Source organism: Rhizobium sp. CG5, from assembly GCF_023701945.1.
Taxonomy (GTDB): domain Bacteria; phylum Pseudomonadota; class Alphaproteobacteria; order Rhizobiales; family Rhizobiaceae; genus Allorhizobium.
The window spans coordinates 192,145-213,314 of record NZ_JABAEF010000009.1 but is presented as its reverse complement, the minus strand read 5'-3'; the positions used below and the strand labels follow the sequence as shown (position 1 = coordinate 213,314).

At 62.5% G+C, this 21,170-nt stretch carries 18 protein-coding genes; 13 read left to right on the top strand and 5 right to left on the bottom strand.

The annotated features are described in order from the left end of the window. Nucleotides 1-12: 12 nt before the first annotated feature. The 3 genes from HGO38_RS16695 to HGO38_RS16685 all read right to left on the bottom strand — a co-directional run bounded on the left by HGO38_RS16695 (nt 13) and on the right by HGO38_RS16685 (nt 4,324). A complete protein-coding gene (locus HGO38_RS16695; protein ID WP_250957030.1) occupies nt 13-1,653 on the bottom strand; it encodes an ABC transporter substrate-binding protein in 1,641 nt (546 codons plus the stop codon). Between the two features lie 47 nt (nt 1,654-1,700). Then, nucleotides 1,701-2,753, bottom strand: coding sequence for a dipeptidase (locus HGO38_RS16690; protein WP_250957029.1), 1,053 nt, complete (start codon nt 2,751-2,753; stop codon nt 1,701-1,703). 143 nt (nt 2,754-2,896) lie between these two features. Then, nucleotides 2,897-4,324, bottom strand: a complete 1,428-nt coding sequence (locus HGO38_RS16685; protein WP_250957028.1) for an amidase — start codon at nt 4,322-4,324, stop codon at nt 2,897-2,899. 382 nt (nt 4,325-4,706) lie between these two features. Between HGO38_RS16685 and HGO38_RS16680 the strand changes: the two genes are divergently transcribed. From HGO38_RS16680 to HGO38_RS16640, 9 genes are all read left to right on the top strand, one after another. Then, complete coding sequence (locus HGO38_RS16680; protein WP_250957027.1) at nt 4,707-5,804, top strand: ABC transporter ATP-binding protein; 1,098 nt, start codon at nt 4,707-4,709, stop codon at nt 5,802-5,804. A 2-nt stretch (nt 5,805-5,806) separates the two neighbouring features. Continuing rightward, nucleotides 5,807-6,730: an ABC transporter permease gene (locus HGO38_RS16675; RefSeq protein ID WP_250957026.1), complete on the top strand. Its 924-nt coding sequence runs from the start codon at nt 5,807-5,809 to the stop codon at nt 6,728-6,730. Then, entirely contained in the window at nt 6,723-7,532 is an 810-nt protein-coding gene (locus tag HGO38_RS16670; RefSeq protein WP_168474721.1) for an ABC transporter permease, read from the top strand. The genes HGO38_RS16675 and HGO38_RS16670 overlap by 8 nt, the downstream gene beginning before the upstream one ends. 14 nt (nt 7,533-7,546) lie before the next feature. After that, nucleotides 7,547-8,581 carry an extracellular solute-binding protein gene (locus HGO38_RS16665; RefSeq protein WP_250957025.1) on the top strand — a complete coding sequence of 345 codons (1,035 nt, stop codon included), beginning with the start codon at nt 7,547-7,549 and terminating at the stop codon, nt 8,579-8,581. A 76-nt stretch (nt 8,582-8,657) separates the two neighbouring features. After that, nucleotides 8,658-9,839, top strand: coding sequence for a serine hydrolase domain-containing protein (locus HGO38_RS16660; protein WP_250957024.1), 1,182 nt, complete (start codon nt 8,658-8,660; stop codon nt 9,837-9,839). 33 nt (nt 9,840-9,872) lie between these two features. Further along, nucleotides 9,873-11,543, top strand: coding sequence for an amidohydrolase (locus HGO38_RS16655; RefSeq protein WP_250957023.1), 1,671 nt, complete (start codon nt 9,873-9,875; stop codon nt 11,541-11,543). Between the two features lie 43 nt (nt 11,544-11,586). Beyond that, nucleotides 11,587-12,210 (top strand): TetR/AcrR family transcriptional regulator, encoded by a 624-nt coding sequence (locus HGO38_RS16650; RefSeq protein ID WP_250957022.1) that lies wholly within the window; start codon nt 11,587-11,589, stop codon nt 12,208-12,210. Nucleotides 12,211-12,421: 211 nt separating this feature from the next. Further along, on the top strand, nt 12,422-13,582 hold the full coding sequence (locus tag HGO38_RS16645; RefSeq protein WP_250957021.1) for a CaiB/BaiF CoA transferase family protein: 1,161 nt from the start codon (nt 12,422-12,424) through the stop codon (nt 13,580-13,582). After that, the gene (locus tag HGO38_RS16640) at nt 13,579-14,718 is read left to right on the top strand and encodes an extracellular solute-binding protein (protein WP_250957020.1); all 1,140 of its coding nucleotides are present in this window, start codon (nt 13,579-13,581) and stop codon (nt 14,716-14,718) included. Before HGO38_RS16645 ends, HGO38_RS16640 begins: the two co-directional genes overlap by 4 nt. Nucleotides 14,719-14,937: 219 nt before the next feature. On the opposite strand, the gene HGO38_RS16635 is transcribed toward HGO38_RS16640, so the two are convergent. Together HGO38_RS16635 and HGO38_RS16630 are read right to left on the bottom strand one after the other, a co-directional pair. Beyond that, entirely contained in the window at nt 14,938-15,777 is an 840-nt protein-coding gene (locus HGO38_RS16635) for an amidohydrolase family protein (protein WP_250957019.1), read from the bottom strand. 65 nt (nt 15,778-15,842) lie between these two features. Then, nucleotides 15,843-16,631, bottom strand: a complete 789-nt coding sequence (locus HGO38_RS16630) for an IclR family transcriptional regulator (RefSeq protein WP_250957018.1) — start codon at nt 16,629-16,631, stop codon at nt 15,843-15,845. A gap of 149 nt (nt 16,632-16,780) precedes the next feature. Between HGO38_RS16630 and HGO38_RS16625 the strand changes: the two genes are divergently transcribed. The 4 genes from HGO38_RS16625 (at nt 16,781) to HGO38_RS16610 (ending at nt 21,167) form a co-directional block, all read left to right on the top strand. Then, nucleotides 16,781-18,100, top strand: a complete 1,320-nt coding sequence (locus HGO38_RS16625; RefSeq protein WP_250957017.1) for an ABC transporter substrate-binding protein — start codon at nt 16,781-16,783, stop codon at nt 18,098-18,100. Nucleotides 18,101-18,300: 200 nt separating this feature from the next. Then, nucleotides 18,301-19,197, top strand: coding sequence for a carbohydrate ABC transporter permease (locus HGO38_RS16620; RefSeq protein WP_250957016.1), 897 nt, complete (start codon nt 18,301-18,303; stop codon nt 19,195-19,197). 2 nt (nt 19,198-19,199) lie between these two features. Further along, nucleotides 19,200-20,066: a carbohydrate ABC transporter permease gene (locus HGO38_RS16615; protein WP_250957015.1), complete on the top strand. Its 867-nt coding sequence runs from the start codon at nt 19,200-19,202 to the stop codon at nt 20,064-20,066. A 3-nt stretch (nt 20,067-20,069) separates the two neighbouring features. Beyond that, nucleotides 20,070-21,167, top strand: coding sequence for an ABC transporter ATP-binding protein (locus tag HGO38_RS16610; protein WP_250957014.1), 1,098 nt, complete (start codon nt 20,070-20,072; stop codon nt 21,165-21,167). The last annotated feature ends 3 nt before the right edge of the window (nt 21,168-21,170 follow it).

Genomic DNA, 21,170 nt, shown 5'->3' with positions numbered 1-21,170 from the left:
GGCCAAGGGATACTATTCCTTGGAGACCGTGTAGACGAAATTGGTGTCGAAGCTCGGACCCAGTTTGAAATCCTTGAGCTTGGCGGAATAGCCGGCCACTTCCGTCTGCTGGAAGATGATCACGAAGGGGCTGGTTTCCAGAACCTTCTTCTGCAGGCCTTCATAGATGGCGGCGCGCTTGGCGCTGTCCTTTTCAAGCAGGGCTGCCTGCGTTTCCTTGGTCAGCTCCGGAACGTCCCAGGCATTGCGCCATGCCAGCGTCTTGGTCTTGCCTTCGTCTGAGTTGTCCGGGTTGGCGGTAAAGGTTTCGGCATTCGAATTCGGGTCGAAATAGTCCGAACCCCACTGGCCGATGTAGATATCATGGGTACGGGCGCGATACTTGGTCAGCGTCTGCTTACCATCACCGGGGATGATCTCCAGCTTGATGCCGGCCTGGGCCAGCGTCTGCTGGACGTTCTCGGCAATGCCGGTGACGGGCTGCGTGTTGCGCACGTCCATGGTGACGGTAAAGCCATCGGCCAGACCGGCCTTGGCCAGCAGTTCCTTGGCCTTGGCAACGTCGAGCTTGTAGGGGTTCTCGTCGAGCGCGCCGAGCTGGCCCTTGGGCAGGAAGGTCTGGTGGATCGAGCCGATGCCCTTGATCAGGGTTTCGCCGATTGCATCGTAATCGACCAGATACTTGAAGGCCTCGGCCACTCCAGGCTTGGCCAGGTTCGGGTTCTTCTGGTTGAGGCTGAAATAGTAGATGGTGCTCTTTGGAGCCTCAGTCGTCGCCATGCCGTCCTTCTTGGCCACGGCATCGACATCGCCGGGCTCGAGGTTGCGCGCCACGTCGATATCGCCGTTTTCAAGCGCCAGGCGCTGGCCTGAGCTTTCCTTCATGTGACGATAGATGACGCGGGCGAGCTTGGCCTTTTCGCCGAAGAAATTGTCGTTGCGCTCGAGCACGATCACTTCGTTGGCGCGCCATTCGCGGATCTTGTACGGGCCGGAGCCGGCATAGCCGGTCTTCAGGTATTCGTTGCCGAAATCGTTGTCGTATTTGTATTCCGCAGTCGGCGTGACCGCCTTGGCATTTTCCACGACCACCTTCTTGTCGACGACAGAGGTCACCGTCGAGGTCAGAACGTTCAGCACGAAGCTCGGCGCATAAGGCTTGTCGACGGTCATCGAGAACGTGCCCTCGTCGACGGCCTTTGCCTTCTCGGCAACATTGTCGCCGGAGAGGCCGAACTGGGTGAGCAGGAAGGCCGGCGACTTGTCGAGCTTGACGGCGCGCTCGAAGGAATAGGCGACGTCTTCGGCGGTGATCGGATTGCCGGAGGCGAATTTCAGGCCGGGCTTCAGCTTGAACGTATAGGTCAGGCCATCGTCGGAAACGGTCCAGCTGTCGGCGATTTCGCCAATGACCTTCGAAGTGTCGGCCGGATCAAGAGCCACCAGCTTGCTGTAGCTGTTGGCGGTGATTTCCGCGGTCGACAGTTCGAAAGCCTCGCCCGGATCGAGCGTGATGATGTCGTCGAAGGCAAAGCCTTCGACCAGCGTGTCGGCTGGTGTCTCGGCAAACGCCTGCGGTGCTGCCGCCAGCAGCAGGGCCAAGGCCGCACTGCTCGTCATCAGACGCATCCGCTTATTGAAAACATGCATCATATCAGTATCCCCTGTTTTTTCGTTGTCACAAATCCAGGTCTGCCGGCTCATTCGTGCCAGGCAGACGCCAGAACCCTCAGCCAGTTGTCCCGGCATATTTTAGCAAGATCGGTATCAGCGTATCCGGCACCTTTCAGCGCCGCAACCAGTTTCTGGTTGCCGCCGGCATCGCGGATGTCGGCCGGAATGGTTGCACCGTCGAAGTCGGACCCGAGCGCCACGCAATCGATTCCCATGCGATCGACCAGATAATCGATATGGCGGATCATGTCGCTGAGCGGCGTCGCCGCGTCGTCGCGGGCATCGTCGCGCAGCATGGTCACGGCATAGTTGAGGCCGACCAGACCGCGGGTCTCCTTGATGGCGTCGAGTTGTCTGTCCGTCAGGTTGCGCGCCACCGGCGTCAGCGCATGGGCATTGGAATGGCTGGCAATCAGCGGCTGGTCCGTGGTCTTGGCAACGTCCCAGAAGCCCTTTTCGGTGATATGGGCCAGATCGACCAGAATGCCCATGCTGTTGCAGGCGCGGATCAGTTCGAAACCGGCATCGGTGAGGCCAGGGCCGCTATCGGGCGACATCGGATAGGCAAACGGCACGCCATGGCCGAACAAGTTGTTGCGGCTCCAGACCGGGCCGAGCGACCGCAGACCGGCCGCATAGAACACGTCGAGTGCGGTCAGATCCGCATCGATCGCTTCGCAACCCTCCATGTGCATCACGGCCGCAAACACGCCTGCATCCATCGCCGAGCGGATATCGGCGGTCGATCGGCACAGCCGCCAGGCGCCGCTGCGATCGAGATGAAGCGCAATCGACGCCATCTGCAGGGCAATGTCGAGCGACGGCTCGCGGTTGAGCGGCGCGGCCAGCGGCGTGGCGTAATGGCCGTTTTCGTCCGGCTCCTTAAGCACGAATTCCTCGGTTGACGGGATGTAGATGGCGCAAAGCCCGCCGGCCAGACCACCGGCCTTGGCGCGCGGACCGTCGATATGCCCATCCGAAACACCATCTGTAAATTCAGCCACCGGGTCGGCACCGGTCGCCCGGTTGCGCCAGAGCCTCAACAGGACGTCGTTGTGTCCATCGAATACCAAGTCCATAAAACGTAATCCTGACGATGCGAATGTGTTCGTGGGGCGCGGCACGGGAGAGACTTGCCGTGGGAGGAAATATCCTTGAATATTAATGGTAGAACCAAAACCGCACTGCATTCAAGCGGCAAAACGACCCAGTCCACTTTCCTCTATCGCGCCGAGCGTGTCAGCCAGTCCGTCGCCTCTTCATAGGCCAGCGCCAGCCGCAAGGTCGCCCTATCGCCCCGCGGCGGTCCGACGATCTGGATGCCGTTTGGCAGTGCAGATGAGCCATTGCCGCCAAATCCGGCCGGCATGGCGGCAACCGGCAGACCGGCCATGCTGGGTCCGATCACCACTTCCATCCAGCGATGATAGGTATCCATCTTGCGGTCGGCGACCTCCCGCGGCCAGGGGATCTCGGCATCGAAGGGGAAGACCTGCGCCGAGGGCAGGACAAGGAAATCATAGGTCTCGAACAGGGAAAGGCAGGCCTTGTACCAGGCGCTGCGGATTTTCGAGGCTTCATAGACCTCCGCCGCCGTGACGCGCAGACCATGGCGGATTTCCCACAGGATTTCCGGCTTGAGCAGGGCCCGGCGCGCCGGATCCTCGTAGATGTCCTGCATGCTGCCGACCGTCAGCCAGCTGCGCAATGTCGTCCAGGCCCACCAGAGCCTGTCCATGTCGAAATCCGGCAGGACCTCGTCGACCGCCATGCCCAGGCCTTCAAACACCTTGAGCGCCGACCGGTCGAGATCGAGCACGCCCGCCTCGAAGGGCAGATAGCCGCCGAAATCACCAAGCCAGCCGACCCGGCGACCGCGCCAATTGGGCTCTCCGCCCAGATCCAGCGGCTCAAGCGGCAGCGACCATGGATCGCGGACATCATAGCCGGCCTGGATGGCCAGAAGGGCCGCCACATCGCGGACCGAACGGCCCATCGGCCCGGCCGTCGACAGCTGGTGCTGGTAGAGATCCGGCCCCGGCCCGGACGGCACGCGGCCGAAGCTCGGACGAAAGCCGACCACGTTGTTGAAGGCGGCCGGATTGCGCAGCGAGCCCATCATGTCGCTGCCATCGGCGAGCGGCAGCAAGCGCGCCGCAAGCCCCGCCGCCGCCCCGCCGCTGGAGCCGCCGGCACTCTTTGTCAGATCGTAAGGGTTGCGCGTCGTGCCGAACACCGGATTGTAAGAATGGGACCCGAAACCCCATTCCGGCGTATTGGTCTTGCCGATGAAGATTGCCCCGGCGGCGCGCATGCGCTCGACATGAATATCGTCGGCATCGGGTATGAAATCGGCAAACAGCGGCGAGCCATAGGTGCAGCGGATGCCGGCAACCTCGCTCAGATCCTTGACCGCCAGCGGCATGCCATGCAGGAACCCGCGCCAGCGTCCGGCCGCCAGATCCGCGTCGCAGGCTCTTGCCTGGGCAAGAACGAGATCGGTATCGACCCGGCTGACGATCGGGTTGATCTCGCCGTTCAGCGCATCGATCCGCTCGAGATAAGCGGTCACCACCTCGACGCTGGAGACCGCGCCGGAGCGGATTTTCGCCGAAAGCTCCGTTGCCGAAAGCGCTGTGATCTCCGTCATCGGTCACCCTTCCATTGCCCCGTCGGTCCATCGTCCGGGGTCCATCAGACCGCTGCCGGGGCCTGTCGTCAAGCACGGATCCGAACTCGGCAAGCCCACAGAATAAAAACGAGATCGGCCAAAATAAAAAATGGTCAAGTGACCAATTTTAAGGCACCATGCCTTTGGTTTCGTTGGGAGGCAGAACCGGTCCATTGCGAAAACAGGGCTTTTTCAGCCGAACCACGGCGAAAAACCTGCCGTTGCAAGGCTCGGACGCGGGCTCCGGGAGGTGGCATGCATATTGCGTCGGTTGAGGGCAGCACACCCGGCAGCGGCCATGCATGGCTTGACCTCGAATGCCGGAATGACGGACCAAGCAAGGCAAGATCGGGGGAATCTCTTGACTGAAACTGCGCAGAAGCCAGCCATCGACATTAGAGGCGTCAGCCGCATCTACGGATCGGGTCCCTACCAGGTCGCAGCGCTCAAGGGCGTCTTCGTCACCATCAAGCAGAACGAATTCTTCACGCTTCTCGGCCCCTCCGGCTGCGGCAAGACCACGCTGCTGCGGCTGATCGCCGGCTTCGACTTCCCGACCAGTGGCGAGATCCTCTTGAACGGCGAGGACATTGCCCCGCTTCCCCCCTTCAAGCGGCCGGTCAACACCGTCTTCCAGAGCTACGCGCTCTTCCCCCACATGACGGTCGCCCAGAATATCGGCTTCGGCCTGGAAATGCTCGGCAAGCCGAAATCCGAGGTCAAGAGCCGCGTCGACGAGATGCTGGCGCTGGTGCATATGGAAGCCATGCGCGACCGTGCCGTCAGCCAGATCTCCGGCGGCCAGCAACAGCGCGTCGCCCTTGCCCGGGCCCTCGCCCCCAAGCCCAAGGTTCTGCTGCTCGACGAGCCGCTTTCGGCGCTCGACTACAAGCTGCGCAAGGAAATGCAGATCGAGCTGAAGCGCGTCCAGGCCGAAACCGGCATCACCTTCATCTTCGTCACCCATGATCAGGAAGAAGCCCTGACCATGTCCGACCGCATCGCCGTGATGTCGAGCGGCGAGATCCGCCAGGTCGGCTCGCCCTGGGACATCTACGACCGCCCGACCGAACGCTTCGTGGCCGACTTCATCGGCGAAACCAATTTCCTTGCCGCCGAGGTGGTCTCAGTTTCAGGCGACCGCGCAAGGGTGCGGCTGTCATCCGGCGCGAAAATCCCGGCAACCTTTCCGGACGGCACCACTCCGTCCGGCAAGGTCACGGTGGTGATCCGGCCCGAACATGCGCAGGTCACGTCCCCCTCCTCCACCGCGCTGTCCGGCGTGATCCACGATATCGTCTATCTCGGCACCGACACCCATTTCCACATCCGGCTGCAGGACGGCACATCCTTTACCGTGCGCCAGCAGAATAGCCGCAGCGGTCCCTGCGGCTTCTCCAAGAATGACCCCGTCAGCATTGCCCTCAGCGACGATGTCGCGCAGATCCTGAGGGACTGACCATGGCAAACGACGCTACACAGTCCGGTGAAACCTTCCGCAAACAGGATATCCGCAATCGCTGGCTGCTCAGCGCGCCGGCCCTCCTGCTGATTGCGATCGCCGGCGTCGGACCGCTGTTTATCGTGCTGGTCTATTCCTTCCTGGCGCCCGGCAACTACGGCGATGTCAAATGGCAGTTCTCGACCGAGGCCTGGTTCAACGTCTTCCTGTCGCGCGATATTTTCGACAACACGCTGTCCCTGGCGGATGCCCATGTGTCGATCCTCTGGCGCAGCATCAAGCTGGCGGTGGCCACCACGCTGTTCACGCTGATCGTCGGTTTCCCGACCGCCTATTTCATCGCCAGCCGTCCGGCCAATTACCGCCAGATCTGGCTGTTCCTGATCACCATTCCGTTCTGGACCAACCTGCTGATCCGCGGCTTCGCCATCCAGGAAATGATCCGCAACGAAGGACTGGTCAATACCGTCCTGATGAAGCTTGGCGTGATCGCCGCGCCGATCCAGTTGCTCTATACCGATTTCGCCATCCTGCTCGGCATGGCCTATGTGCATCTGCCGCTGATGGTGCTGCCGCTTTATGCCAGCATGGAAAAGCTCGATTTCCGGCTGGTCGAGGCGGGTTACGATCTCTACGCCACCCGCTTTGCCGTGCTGCGGCGGATCATCATTCCGCTGGTCAAACCGGGCATCATCGCCGGCTCGATCCTCGTCTTCATCCCGTCGCTGTCGTCCTATGTCATTCCGCGCATCCTGGGCGGCGGCAAGAACCTGATGGTCGGCAACCTGATCGAGCTGCAATTCGGCCAGGGGCGAAACTGGCCGCTGGGTGCTGCTCTGTCGATCACCCTGGTCATCATCGTCCTGGCCGCCATGCTCTATTACGTAAAGAATGCCGGAAAGACCGGAGGTGGCCATGCGTAGCAAATTCGACGTGCGCGTCCAGCCGGGCTTTGCCACCATTGCCATGCTGTGCTTCTTCATCCTCTATCTGCCGATTGCCACGCTGGTGGTCTATGCCTTCAACTCCGGCACCTCGATCGCCGTCTGGGAAGGCTTTTCGCTGCGCTGGTTCGAGGCCGCCTGGAACAACAGCCAGGTGATCGAAGCGTCCTGGCGCTCGGTGCGCATTGCCGCCATTTCTGCCGTGATTGCCACGGCCGTGGCGACGCTTGCCGCCATCGCCACGACGAGAACCGAGGCCTATCGCGGCCTCACTTTCAAATATTCCTTCATCAACATGCCGCTGATGGTGCCGGAAATCGTCACCGCCGTCGCCCTGCTGATCTTCTTCTCGCGCATCAAGGTCGCCACCGGCTATTCCGGCCTCGGCTACCTGATCATGGCCCATACCGCCTTCTGCATCCCCTTTGCCTATCTGCCGATCCGGGCCCGGCTTGAGAACATGGACCTGTCGCTGGAGAGGGCTGCTGCCGATCTCTATGCGACGCCGTTCAAGGTGTTTCGCTTCGTCACCCTGCCGCTGCTCTGGCCCGGCATCCTCGCCGGCCTGATGCTCGCCTTCGTCATCTCGCTCGATGACGTGGTCATTACCGAATTCGTCAAATCCGCCGGCCAGGACACCCTGCCGACCTATATGCTGGGTCAGTTGCGGCGCGCCATCACCCCGGAAATGAATGCCATTTCGACAGTCTTTCTGCTGCTGTCCCTGTTGATCGTCACGATCTTCTTCTTTCTCAGCAGAACCAACGAAAAATCCGAATAAACAGGAGTGGGAACATGAAGCATACGATGAAGCTCGCGGCAGCCGCGATCGCCCTGATGGCGTCGACGGCCATTGCCCATGCGGAAGGCGAACTGAACCTCTACAACTGGGGCAATTACACCAGCCCGGAGATGATCAAGAAGTTCGAGGACACCTACAAGGTCAAGGTCACCATCACCGACTACGACAGCAACGACACCGCCCTTGCCAAGGTGCGCCAGGGCGGCCACGGCTTCGACATCGTCGTTCCGTCCGCCAGCGCCCTGCCGATCTTCATCAGCGAAGGCCTGCTGCTGGAATCGCGTCCCGACCAGATGGAGAACTTCAAGAATGTCGATCCCAAATGGGTCGACGTACCCTTCGATCCCGGCCGTCACTATTCGGTTCCGTGGCAGTGGGGCACGACCGGTATTGCCGTCGACAAGTCGGTTTACGCGGGCGACCCGAACACCTCGGCCATTTTCCTCGATCCGCCGGCCGAGCTGGTCGGCAAGGTCAATGTCGTGCCGGAAATGTCGGATGTCATGCACATGGTCGTGACCTATGCCGGCGGCACGCCCTGCACCGGCGACCTGACCGTGCTGAAGAAGGCCCGCGACCTGCTGGTCGCCGCCAAGCCGAAGTGGATCTCCATGGATTACGGCACCGTCGAGAAATACACCAAGGGCGATCTGGCGGCCTCCGTCGACTGGAACGGCGCGACCTTCCGCGGTCGCCTGGCCAATCCGAACATCGTCTATGGCTACCCGAAGGAAGGCTACCCGATCTGGATGGACAATGCCGCCATCCTGAAGGACGCCAAGAATGTCGAGAACGCAAAACTTTTCCTCAACTTCATCATGGCGCCTGAAAATGCCGCCATGCTGTCGGCTTTCGCCCGCTATGCCAACGGCATCACCGGATCGGAAGCCTTCATGCCGGAAGACATGAAGACCGCACCGGAAGTCAACATTCCGGACTCCGCCAAGGCTGCCGGCTATTTCAACCTGGCCTGCGCACCGGAAGTCCAGGAACTCTACACCAAGATCTGGACCGAACTGCAGAAGTAAACGCAGCGGGCCCGAGATCACCAACAGATGCGGGAGAGCTGATCGGCTCTCCCGCACAAGCGGGATGCTTTTACCCATGACCAGCCACTTCAAGACCACCTACGGCTTCGAGCGCCAGGATGTGACGCTTTCCAACTGGCGCGCGGCCCCTTTCAGCCGCTGGAGCTTCCAGCATGTCAGCGAGATCGTGCCGACCAGCCCGATCCGCTGTGCCTCTGAGACGCCGGAGACGGCCCTGGCCGGTGCGGCCATGCTCGATGCAGTCATCGACACCGGTCTGGCCGAGGCCCGCACGGCGCGGGCATTCCTGGACTTTGCCCATACCGACGCCTTCGTGCTGATGAAACGCGGCGAGGTCGTCGCCGAATATTACCCGCCCCATTCGCATGAGAACCGGCCGCATATCGTGTTTTCGGTGAGCAAGTCGCTGACGGCGATCGTCTCGGGCATTCTGGAGGCGCAGGGCGTCATCGACCCCGAGAAACTTGTGAGCCATTATCTCCCTGAGACAAAGGGCAGCGCCTATGGCGATTGCCGCTACCGCGACGTGCTCGACATGCGCGTCAGCCTGGATTTCGACGAAGCCTATCTCAACAAGGACGGCGCCTATGCCCGCTATCGCCGCTCGACGCTGTGGAACCCGCCGGAGCCGGACACGCGAGCCGAGAGCATGGCCGAGTTCATCTATTCCCTGCCCAAGGCGGATCGTCCGCATGGTGGCCCGTTCTTCTACGCCTCGCCCAATTCCGACCTGCTCGGCCTGGTGCTGGAACGCGTCACGGGCAAGCGCTTCAGCACCCTGATGTCGGACCTGCTCTGGGCACCGCTTGGCGCAAAGAACCACGCTCTTGTCAGCGTCGATGCGCAAGGCTCGGCGCGGGCTGCCGGCGGCATCTGCGTCACGGCGCGCGATCTCGCCCGCGTCGGCGAAATGCTGCGCAATGGCGGAACTGTCGATGGCCGGCAGATCGTGCCGGACGGCTGGCTGACCGACATGCTGACCGCCGGCGACCACGATGCCTGGCTCGCCGGAGAGCCCAACATGATGCCGAAGGGCCGTTATCGCAGCCAATGGTACCAGTCCGGCGAAGACGACGGCGCCTTCTGCGCCATCGGCATCCACGGGCAATGGCTCTATGTCGATCCGACCCATGAGACCGTCATCGTCAAACTGTCGTCGCAACCCAATCCGCTGGACGACGAGCTGAAGCAGGACAATCTGGCCTTCTTCCGCACCGTGAGCCGGCTCGCCGCATAATTCGTCTCATATCTATCATTAGGAACCCAATCCATGGCGCAGCACGCCGACATCATCATCCGCAATGCCAAGCTCCTGACCATGGACGAAACGGCACCCCATGCTGAGGCCATCGCGCTGTCCGGCAATATCATCCTGGCACTCGGCACGGATGCCGAGATCGCCCCGCTTACCGGCGCCTCGACCCGCGTGATCGATGCCAAGGGCGCCACCGTGATGCCCGGCATCAATGAAGCCCATATGCATATCTTCATGGGTTCGCTATCGCTGCAGCAGCTGAGCCTTTACGGGGTGCGTGGCTTCGAGGCGATGAGCGAGGCGATCAAGGCCTATGCCGCCGCCAATCCCGACGAGCCCGTTCTGCTCGCCCAATCGGCCGATTATACCATTCTCGGCGCCGGCGAAGAGATCACCCGCCACCATCTCGACCGCGTGCTGCCCGACCGTCCCTTCCTGATGTACGCGCCCGACCATCACACCGCCTGGGCCAATACCGCAGCCCTCAAGCTTGCCGACCTCTTGAACGGCCGCGATGTCGGCGTCGGCAATGAGGTGGTGATGGGCAACGACGGTCTGGCAACCGGCGAATTGCGCGAGACCAACGCCATCAGCCCTGTCGTGCAGCTGGCATCGACCGGCGGACGCGAGGGCCTCGGCATCCTGACCGGTGGCGATCCCGACAGTGTTACGCCCGAACAGCGCGCCGGCGACCGGGCGGTGCTGAAGCGCGGCCTCGACTACTGTGCCTCGGAAGGCATTACCTCGGTGCAGAATTTCGACGGCAATCTCTACCAGCTGGAACTGATGGAAGACCTGCTTGCAGCAGGCGAATTGCCGGTGCGCATCCGCATTCCCTTCCACATGAAGAATTTCATGGAGATCGGCATGCTGGAGACGGCCGCCGCCTGGAAGCAGCGCTTTGCCTCCGACATGCTGCGCGGCGATTTCGTCAAGGTCTTCATGGATGGCGTCATCGACAGCCAGACGGCCTATATGCTGGAAGGCTATGCCGATCGCCCCGACTTCTGCTGCGAACCGCTGTTCACGCCGCAGGCCTGGGAAGCGGTGGCCGTGAAAGCCGACAGCCTCGGTCTGCAGATCGCCGTGCATGCCATCGGCGATGCGGCGGTGCGCCAGACCCTCGACGGCTATGAGGCCGCCGCAAAGGCCAATGGTGCCCGCGACAGCCGCCACCGCATCGAGCATATCGAGATCATCGACCCGACAGATGTGCCGCGCTTTGCCGAACTCGGCGTCGTCGCCTCCATGCAGCCGGTGCATGTGCCGGGCGGTTCATGCTTCCCCCTGGAGCCGACCATTCACCGTCTCGGCGAGGCGCGCTTTCCCTATGCCTATGCCTGGCGCACGATGAAAGATGCCGGCGCCCGGCTGGTCTTTGCCACGGACTGGCCGATCTCCCCGGTCTCGCCTTTCGGCTGCATCCAGAACGCCCTGACCCGCAAGCCCTGGAAAGAGGGCGATCCCGACCAGCGCATGACGCTGCCGGAATCTTTGCACGCCTACACGGCCGAAGGCGCCTGGGTGGAGTTCATGGAAGATCGCAAGGGCCAGCTGAAGCCAGGCTATCTCGCCGATATAGTCATGCTCGATCAGGACATCGAGGCCTGCCCGCTCGACACGGTGGCGGACGTGAAGCCGGTCCTGACAATCTGCGATGGACGCATTACCTACGAGGCTGCATAAAACCCGGATGGCACAAAAGGACAGCACAGCGACGGAGACATCGGTGGCAAGGACCGCCGGTGCGACGAAGAAGGGCGTGGAGACCCGCGCCCGCATCATCAAGGGTGCGCGCGAGGCGCTGGAAAATGACGGCATCGATGCGATGACGACCCGCAAGATCGCCGCCAGCGCCAATGTCCGGCTGGCCACCCTGCATTATTACTTCGACAGCAAGGAAACCATCCTTCTCGCCGTGCTGGAAGACATGATTGCCGACATGGCCTCCAGCTACCATCCGGCCCGCCCCTTTGCCGACGACCCGCAGCAGCGCATCGCCGCCCTGATCCGGCTGATCTGGCACTATATCGGCGAGACCCGCGACCACCAGATCGCCCAGATCGAGCTGACGCTCTATGCCCTGCGCACCAAGGGGTCCGAATGGCTGGCCGAGCGCCAGTACAACGCCTATATCGATTTCTACAGCCGGCTGATCCTCGACGACGCCGACGTGCCGCCGACCGAGCGCGAGCGGATCGGCAAGGCCATCGCCCGCTTCATCCTGATCGGCATCGACGGCCTGATTTTGCAGAATTTCGCGCTGCATGACGAGGATCTGGCCCGCGAAAGCGTCGAGGCGCTGATCGTCGCCACCCAGGACTATCTGCGGCGCCTGACCGAAGCGGCCTGATCGCGTCCCGCCTCCTTGTCCCGAAGTTCAATGGCTTTCGCGCCGGTCGTCATCGCGCCGCGCAGCAGGCATCTTTATTCTTGCAATAGCCACCCATATGTGAAAAATAAATTCACATAAGAATGCCACTCACCCCAGGGCGCGGGAGGTTGCCCGAAGGCGTGCGGCAAAAGGCACCGGCTTTCGGGTGCCCGACGGGAGGTTGGTTCGCATGCAGGACGACAATGGATTGCCGCTCGAAGGCCTGACGGTGATCGACATGAGCCAGTTTCTGTCGGGGCCTTATTGCTCGTTGCGGCTGCTCGATCTCGGCGCCCGGGTGATCAAGGTCGAACGGCCGGATGGCGGCGACCTGTCGCGCCGGCTCTACCTCAGCGACACCGAAGTGGGCGGCGATTCCACCCTGTTCCACGCCATCAATCGCGGCAAGGAAAGCCTCGGCATCGACCTGAAGAATGCCGACGACCTCGCCTTCCTGCGCCATCTGCTTGGTAAGGCCGATGTGATGATCCAGAATTTCAGGCCCGGCGTGATCGAACGGCTCGGCCTCGACTACGAGACCGTCAGGGCCATCAATCCCCGTCTCGTCTATGCCTCGATCAGCGGTTATGGCGAGGAAGGCCCCTGGGTCATGCGGCCGGGCCAGGACCTGCTGGCACAGGCGCGCTCCGGCATGATGTGGCTGAACGGCGACGAAAGCCAGGGCCCCGTGCCCTTCGGCCTGGCGATCGCCGACATGCTGGCCGGCTCCAACGCCTGCCAGGGCATTCTCGCCTCACTCGTCCGGCGCGGCATTGCCGGTCGCGGCGCCCATATCCAGACCAGTCTTCTCGAAAGCCTGGTCGATTTCCAGTTCGAAGTGCTGACCACCTATCTGAACGACGGCCGCCGCCGGCCGAAACGCTCGGACTTCCGCAGCGCCCATGCCTATCTCTCGGCGCCCTATGGTGTCTATCCGGCTAGCGACGGCTATCTGGCCATTGCCATGACGCCGATCGGCCGGCTGCAGGACCTGCTCGGCATTGAGGAACTGGCGCCGTTCCGCGACGATGCCAAGGCCTGGTTTACCGAGCGCGACGCCATCAAGAAAATCATCGCCGAGCGGATCGCCACCAGGCCCGTCCAGCATTGGCTGGACATTCTGGAGCCCGCCGACATCTGGTGTTCCAAGGTGCTGGACTGGCAGGAACTGCTCGACAGCGACGGCTTCGGCATTCTCGACATGCTGCAGACGGTGACCCGCGAGGACAATGTCTCGGTCGGCACCACCCGCTGCCCGGTCCGTGTCAACGGCAAGCGTCCCAAGGGCGGCCGAGCAGCGCCGCTGGTCGGCGAACACACGACACAGATCCGGGCGGAGTTCGCCCGATGAGCGCGCCTCGCTTGAAAGGCATGACCTGGAGCCATCCGCGCGGTTTTGATCCGATGGTCGCCTGTTCCGCCGAATGGCTGAGACAAACCGGTGTGACGATCGACTGGGACAAGCGCTCGCTGCAGGATTTCGAGAGCTTTCCGGTCGAGGAACTGGCCAGGCAATACGACCTTATCGTCATCGATCACCCGCATGTCGGCCAGATCACCACCGAAAACTGCCTGGCACCCCTGGACGTGTCTGGCCGCGAAGCCGAGTTCACGGCCCTGGCCAAGGGCAGCGTCGGGGCCTCCTTTCCAAGCTACCATTGGCAGGGCCGGCAATGGGCCTTCCCGATCGATGCGGCGACGCAGGTGATGGCCTATAGGCCCGACCTGATCGGTACGCCGCCTACGACATGGGCCGAGGTGATCGAGTTTGCCCGGCACGGCCATGTCCTGCTGCCGCTGCGCCCACCCCATTCGTTGATGAGCTTCTTCACGCTTTGCGGCAATCTCGGCCGGGCCTGCGCGGTGGAGCGAGACCGGGACTTTGCCGATGCCGAGATCGGCGCGCAGGCGCTGGAGGCGATCCGCGAACTGGCCGCCCTGGTCGACCCGGCCTGCCTGACCCTCGACCCGATCGGCGTGCTCGACCGCATGGGCGACACCGGATCGAAAGCCGCAATGTCGCCGCTGATCTACGGCTATGTCAGCTATAGCCTCGATGGTTTCCGCCTCCATCCTGTGCAGTTCACCGACATGCCGACGCTTGGGGGAACTGGCCCGATCGGCTCGGCGCTGGGCGGCACCGGCATTGCCGTCTCGGCCTTCAGCGCCAACCGGCAGGCCGCGGTCGATTTTGCCTATTGGGTGGCGAGCGGCCCCGTCCAGGCCGAACTCTACTGGCGCTCCGGCGGTCAGCCGGGCCATGCCGAGGGCTGGGAGAGCAAGGTCGCCAACGCTGCGACGCGCAATTTCTACACCGGCACCCGCGCCACGCTCAACGGCGCCTGGCTGCGCCCGCGCCACAACGGCTACATGCCCTTCCAGGAAGCGGCGTCGCATGTGATCAACGATGCGGTCACGGGCGGGATCACCGCGAAAGCAGCTGTCGAACGGCTGAACGGCATGTTCCGCGAGAGTTTCGGAGCGTAGCGGGCAAAACGGCCCCTCACCCTAGCCCTCTCCCCGCAGGCGGGGCGAGGGGACGTGCCCCACGAACCATTTTCATACCTGGCATCCCTACACACCAATACCAATCCGACGCTCTCGTCCGAGAGGGAGCAAAGCGCCGCGGCACGTCTCCTTCTCCCCGTCATAACGGGGAGAAGGTGCCGGCAGGCGGATGAGGGGCCACCAGAGGGACAACCGCCCCTACCCCAGCCGCCACATCGCTGCAGCATTGCCCGACAGCACCCGAGCCTTGTCCTCCAGGCCGACGCCCGACAGCAGCGCATGGGTCGCGCCGACCCAGGTCGATAGCCCGCCGCCGAGCGTGCAGACCGGCCAGTCGCTGCCCCAGATCATCCGCTCGAAACCAAAGCTCTGCGCCACATGGGCGAAATAGGGTTTGAGATCCTCGAGCGTCCAACTGTCGGGATCGCCATAGGCGGGAATGCCGGAGAGTTTGACCGTGACATTCGGCCGACGGGCGATCTCCGTGACGTCTTTGCTCCAGAACCCGAAGGCACCGCTCTTGATATCCGGTACGCCGCAATGGTCGAGGATGAAGGAGACATCCGGTGCCAGATCGGCGAGCGCTGCGGCTTGACCGACCTGGTGCGGCAGCACGCAGAGGTCGAATGTCAGGCCCGTACCGGACAGCTTTGCGATATTGGCGCGAAACAGCGGAGCCTTCGACAGATCGTCCGGCATGACATGCAGCACGCGGCGAAAACCCTTGACGAAGGGATTGGCACGCTGGCGCTCCAGATAAGCCGGGAAGTCGGGGCTTTCCGGCCGGCAGGCCGCGATGGCGCCGCGCAGCAGGCTGCCGTCCGTCTGCGACAGCCGCTCGATGACGCCGGTCTCGGCCTCCATCTGCTCGTCCGCCACATCGACCTCCATATGCAACACCCCTGCAATGCCGAGCCGCCTTGCCTCCGTGGCATAGGTTTCATAGGGAAAATCGGCATCCAGAGCCGGCACGCCGGCAAGCCAGGGATAGCGCAGCACGTTGCGATAGATCAGATGCAGATGGGTGTCGATGATCATGGACGGCCTCCTCCCTGAAACCGCGGGCAAAGTGCCACAGAAAAATCGATCCTTCAAATACGAATTTATGCGTCCGGTTTGAAATCGGAGCCGGTCATCTCGGAGAGCTTGCGCGTCGTCTCGACCACCAGATGGATCGAGTTGGTGATATCAGGCGCACTGGGCGAATTGATCAGCGTGATATAGGGCACGGTCAGCGCCGCAATCGCCTTGCCATCGGCGCCTAAGACCGGCGCCGAGAGGTTGATCACCCCCGCCGTCTGGGCGCTCGGCATCATCTCATAGCCGCGGGTGCGAATCTGGTCGAGCCGCGCCAGGAATTCCGGCGTCACCTTGGCATGATCGCCGCTGCTGCCGAGGTTTTCGGCGATCATCATCTCGCGTTCGTCCTTGCTGTGGAAGGCCAGCAGGACATGGCCCGAGCCGGTGTCGAACAGGCTGATGCGCGAGCCGACGCGGATCGAAATGCCCCAGTAGCCCGGCGCTTCCTGCTGGGCGATCACCACGGGATAACCGCGGTCGAAGACCACCAGCTGATTGGCCTGGCGCGAGGCTTCGGCAAGTTCCCGCATCAGCGGAATGGCGAAGGATACCAGCCGGCGCACCGGCGCATGCAGCTGCGCCAGGCCGAACAGTTTCAATGTCAGCGTGAAGCGGTCGCCATCGATGCGCGTCACGTAACCGCGCTTCACCAGTCGGTCGAGCATGCGATAGAATTCGTTGGGGCTGCGGTCCAGCCGCTTGGCGATTTCGGCCTGCGTCAATCCGCCGTCGACCGCCGCCAGGAGTTCCAGGATGTCCAGGCCCTTGTCCAGCGCCGGGGCGCGGTAGCGATCGGTCTCGTCTTCGGTCACGCTCGATATCCTCAGTGAATGCAACCATTCATATACGCAGAAATGGCGGTCCACAATAGTTTTAACTTGACGCCTTTCGTTTATTTGGTTTGTATATAAATGAAGCTCTCATGGGTGAGAGTTTGGCGACAGCCATCTGGGAGGAGAAAATGTCAAAACTTTTAGCCGGCGTAGCAGCCGGAGCCTTGCTCTACGCGTCGACAGCCCTGGTGGCCGGCGCTGCCGATCTGCCGGGCAAGTTCGACGGTGTTTCGATCGACGCCAAGCTGATTGGCGGCCAGCAATACGAAGCCCTGTATGCCCGCATTGCCGATTGGGAAAAGGCGACGGGCGCCAAGGTCAACGTCATCTCGAAGAAGAACCACTTCGAGCTCGACAAGGAAATCAAGTCGGATATCGCAACAGGCAGCATCTCCTGGTGCGTCGGCTCGAACCATTCATCCTTCGCCCCGCAATATCCCGATATCTACACGGACCTTTCGGCCCTGCTGCCGAAGGACGAAATCGATGCCTTCGTGCCGGCCAATATCAAGGCTTCGACGCTCGACGGCAAGCTGGTCATGCTGCCGCGCGCCCAGTTCGACGTCTCGGCGCTCTACTATCAGAAGAGCCTCTATCAGGACGACGCCAAGAAGGCCGCCTTCAAGGCAAAATATGGTTATGAGCTGACCCCGCCCGATACCTGGGCGCAGGTCTCCGACCAGGCCATCTTCTTCTCCAGCCCGCCGGATTTCTACGGCACGCAGTTTGCCGGCAAGGAAGAGGCCATCAACGGCCGCTTCTATGAAATGGTGGTGGCCGAGGGCGGCGAATATCTCGACGCCGACGGCAAGCCGGCCTTCAATTCGGACGCCGGCGTCCGGGCGCTCGACTGGTTCGTCAACATGTACAAGGCCAAGGCCGTTCCGGCCGGCACGACGAACTATCTCTGGGACGATCTTGGCCAAGGCTTTGCCTCGGGCACCATCGCGCTCAATCTCGACTGGCCTGGATGGGCAAGCTTCTTCAACGATCCGAAGTCGTCCAAGGTGGCCGGCAATGTCGGCGTTGTCGTGCAGCCGGCCGGCTCGTCCGGCAAGCGCACCGGCTGGTCGGGCCATCACGGCTTCTCGGTGACCGAGAGCTGCGCCACCAAGGAAGCCGCAGCTTCGCTCGTCTGGTTCCTGACCAACGAGGACAGCCAGAAGCTGGAAGCCAAGGCCGGCCCGCTGCCGACCCGCACCGCCGTCTGGGAATGGGATATCGCCGAAGCCGCCAACGATCCCTACAAGAAGGAAGTGTTGAGCGCCTTCCAGGAGGCGGCCAAGCACGCCTTCCCGGTTCCCCAGACGCCGTCGTGGATCGAAATCTCCAATGCGGTCTATCCGGAACTGCAGGCCGCCATTCTCGGTGACAAGACGTCCAAGCAGGCGCTTGACGACGCCGCCAAGAAGGCCACCGAAATCCTCGAGGATGCCGGGGCGCTGTAAGGCCCGCACGAGAGCTAGAAATGCCCCTCACCCTGACCCTCTCCCCGCAAGCGGGGAGAGGGGACGGAAACGCTGCGGCAAGTCCCTTCTCCCCGCTCGCGGGGAGAAGGTGCAGGCAGGTCAGGTGCAACGTGTTGCACCGGGGATGAGGGGCAAGCACACGACCAATATTTTTCTAAGGCTTACAGGAGACGCATTTCATGAAAGGCTGGAGACCCCCGGCACCGGTTTTGCTGCTGCTGCCGGCCTTCATCGTTCTGGCGGCCGTCGTCATCCTGCCTTTGCTGCTTTCGCTCTATTCGAGCTTCACCGCATTTCGGCTGACGCAGCCGGCATCGCTGTTTACCCTTGTCGGCTTTCGCAACTACCAGCGCATCCTGACCGATCTCGAGTTCTGGACCGCCTTCGGCCGCACCGTGCTGCTGTTGACCGTGGCGCTCAACCTCGAAATGCTGCTCGGCCTTGGCCTTGCCATGCTGGTGGAAAAGGCGACCAGCGGCCAGCGAATGCTCAGAACCATCATGATGTTTCCGATGATGTTCTCGCCAATCCTGGTCGGCTTCCAGTTCAAGTTCATGTTCAACGACAATATCGGCCTGATCAACAATGCCCTGCAGTCGCTGGGGCTGACCGACCAGGCTATTCCCTGGCTGATCGACGGGCAGCTGGCCTTCTATGCGATCCTGATCGCCGAGGTCTGGTCCTCCACGTCGGTCTTCGCCATCCTGATCCTTGCCGGCCTGCTCGCCATGCCGAAGGAGCCGCTGGAGGCCGCCCGCGTCGACGGCTGCACGCCCTGGCAGACCTTCCGCTATGTCACCTGGCCCTTCATCATGCCCTTTGCCTATATCGCCATGACGATCCGCTCGCTGGACGTGGCGCGCGCCTATGACATCGTCAAGATCATGACCGACGGCGGCCCGGCCAAGCGCACCGAACTGCTGTGGACGCTGGTGGCGCGCACCGCCTATTCCGACGCCCGCATGGGCCTGGCCAATGCCATGGCCTATGTGGCGATCCTGCTGTCGATCCTCTTTACCGTCTATTTCTACCGGAAGCTCGCAGCCGCGCGCACCCAAATCGCTGCGGATTGGTGATCATGAACGAGAACGCAAAACACCGCCTGAAGCGCAATGCGCTGGCCGTCGCCCACGCCGTCACCCTTTTCCTCGCCATGCTGATCATCTGCATGCCGGGCATTTGGATCGTGCTGTCCTCCTTCCGCCCGACGGTCGAGATCATGGCCAAGCCGCCGGTCTGGATCCCGCAGGACCTGTCGCTCGACGCCTATACGGCGATGTTCTCCGGCGTGGGCCAGGGCGGCATTCCGATTATCAGCTATTTCCGCAATTCGCTGATCATCTCGGTCACCTCGACGGTGATCTCGATCGCCATCGGCATGGCCGGCGGCTATGCCTTTGCCCGCTACCGCTTCAAGGCCAAGTCGGCGATCTTCCTCGGCCTGATGCTGACCCGCACCGTGCCCGGCATCGCCCTGTCGCTGCCGCTGTTCTTCGTCTATGCGCGGCTCGGCATCATCGACACCCATTTCGGGCTGATCCTCGTCTATGTGGCACTCAACGTGCCCTTCACCATCTGGCTGATCGACGGCTTCTTCCGCCAGGTGCCGAAGGATCTGGCGGAAGCTGCCCAGATCGACGGCTGCACCCGCTGGCAGGCCTTCTGGCAGGTGGAATTTCCGCTGGCCGGCCCCGGCATCGCGTCGGCCGGCATCTTTGCCTTCCTCACCTCCTGGAACGAGTTTGCGCTGGCCTCGCAGCTGACCCGCTCGGTCACCTCCAAGACCCTGCCGGTCGGCCTGCTCGATTATACCTCGGAATTCACCATCGACTGGCGAGGGATGTGTGCCCTGGCCGTGGTGATGATCGTCCCGGCCCTGGCGCTGACCTTCGTCGTCCAGAAGCATCTCGTATCCGGCCTCACCTCCGGCGCAGTCAAAGGATAAGTCATGGCAACCGTCTCCCTGCATAAGCTGGTCAAGCGCTACGGCGCCCTGGAAGTGGTTCACGGCATCGACCTCGACGTCGCCGACCGCGAATTCATCGCCCTGGTCGGCCCCTCCGGCTGCGGCAAGTCGACGACGCTGCGCATGATTGCCGGTCTCGAGCCGATCTCCGGCGGCGAACTTCGGATCGGCGGCCGCGTCGTCAACGACCTGCCACCGCGCGCCCGCAACCTCGCCATGGTGTTCCAGTCCTATGCCCTCTACCCGCACATGACGGTGCGCGAGAACATGGGCTTCTCGCTGAAGATCGCCGGCATGAAGCCGGACGAGATTGCGCCGCGCGTCGATGAAGCCGCCCGCACCCTCGACCTTACCGCCCTTCTCGACCGCCGCCCCTCGCAGCTGTCCGGCGGCCAGCGCCAGCGCGTCGCCATGGGCCGGGCGATCGTGCGCGACCCGGAAGTCTTTCTGTTCGACGAACCGCTTTCCAACCTTGATGCCAAGCTACGCACGCAGATGCGCACCGAGATCAAGAAGCTGCATGCCAAGGTGCAGTCGACGGTGATCTACGTGACCCATGACCAGGTCGAGGCAATGACGCTGGCCGATCGCATCGTCATCATGCGCGATGGCTATATCGAGCAGATCGGCACGCCGGAGGATGTCTTCCAGCGGCCCAATTCCAAATTCGTCGCCGGTTTCATCGGTTCCCCGCCAATGAACCTGCGCGATGCGGATGTCGCCGACGGCAGGCTGGTCTTCGCCAACGGCGACAGCCTGCCGCTGCCCAAGCAGTTCGAGAGCCAGGTCAGTGCCGGCGCCAAGGTCACCTTCGGCCTGCGGCCAGACGATCTCTATCCGACGGGGCACGGCATTCATTCCGGTCATGAGGCGGCGGTGCACAGCGCCGACCTGAAGGTGACGATCACCGAGCCGCTCGGCAACGAGACGCTGGTCTTCTCCGAATTCGGCGGATCGGAATGGGTCGGCCGCATGCTCAATCCGCGGCAGCTGAAGTCGGGTGAACCCCTGAACTTCTGCTTCGACCTGTCCCAGGCCCATCTGTTCGACCGGGACACCGGCAAATCCCTGAGGGCATGAACC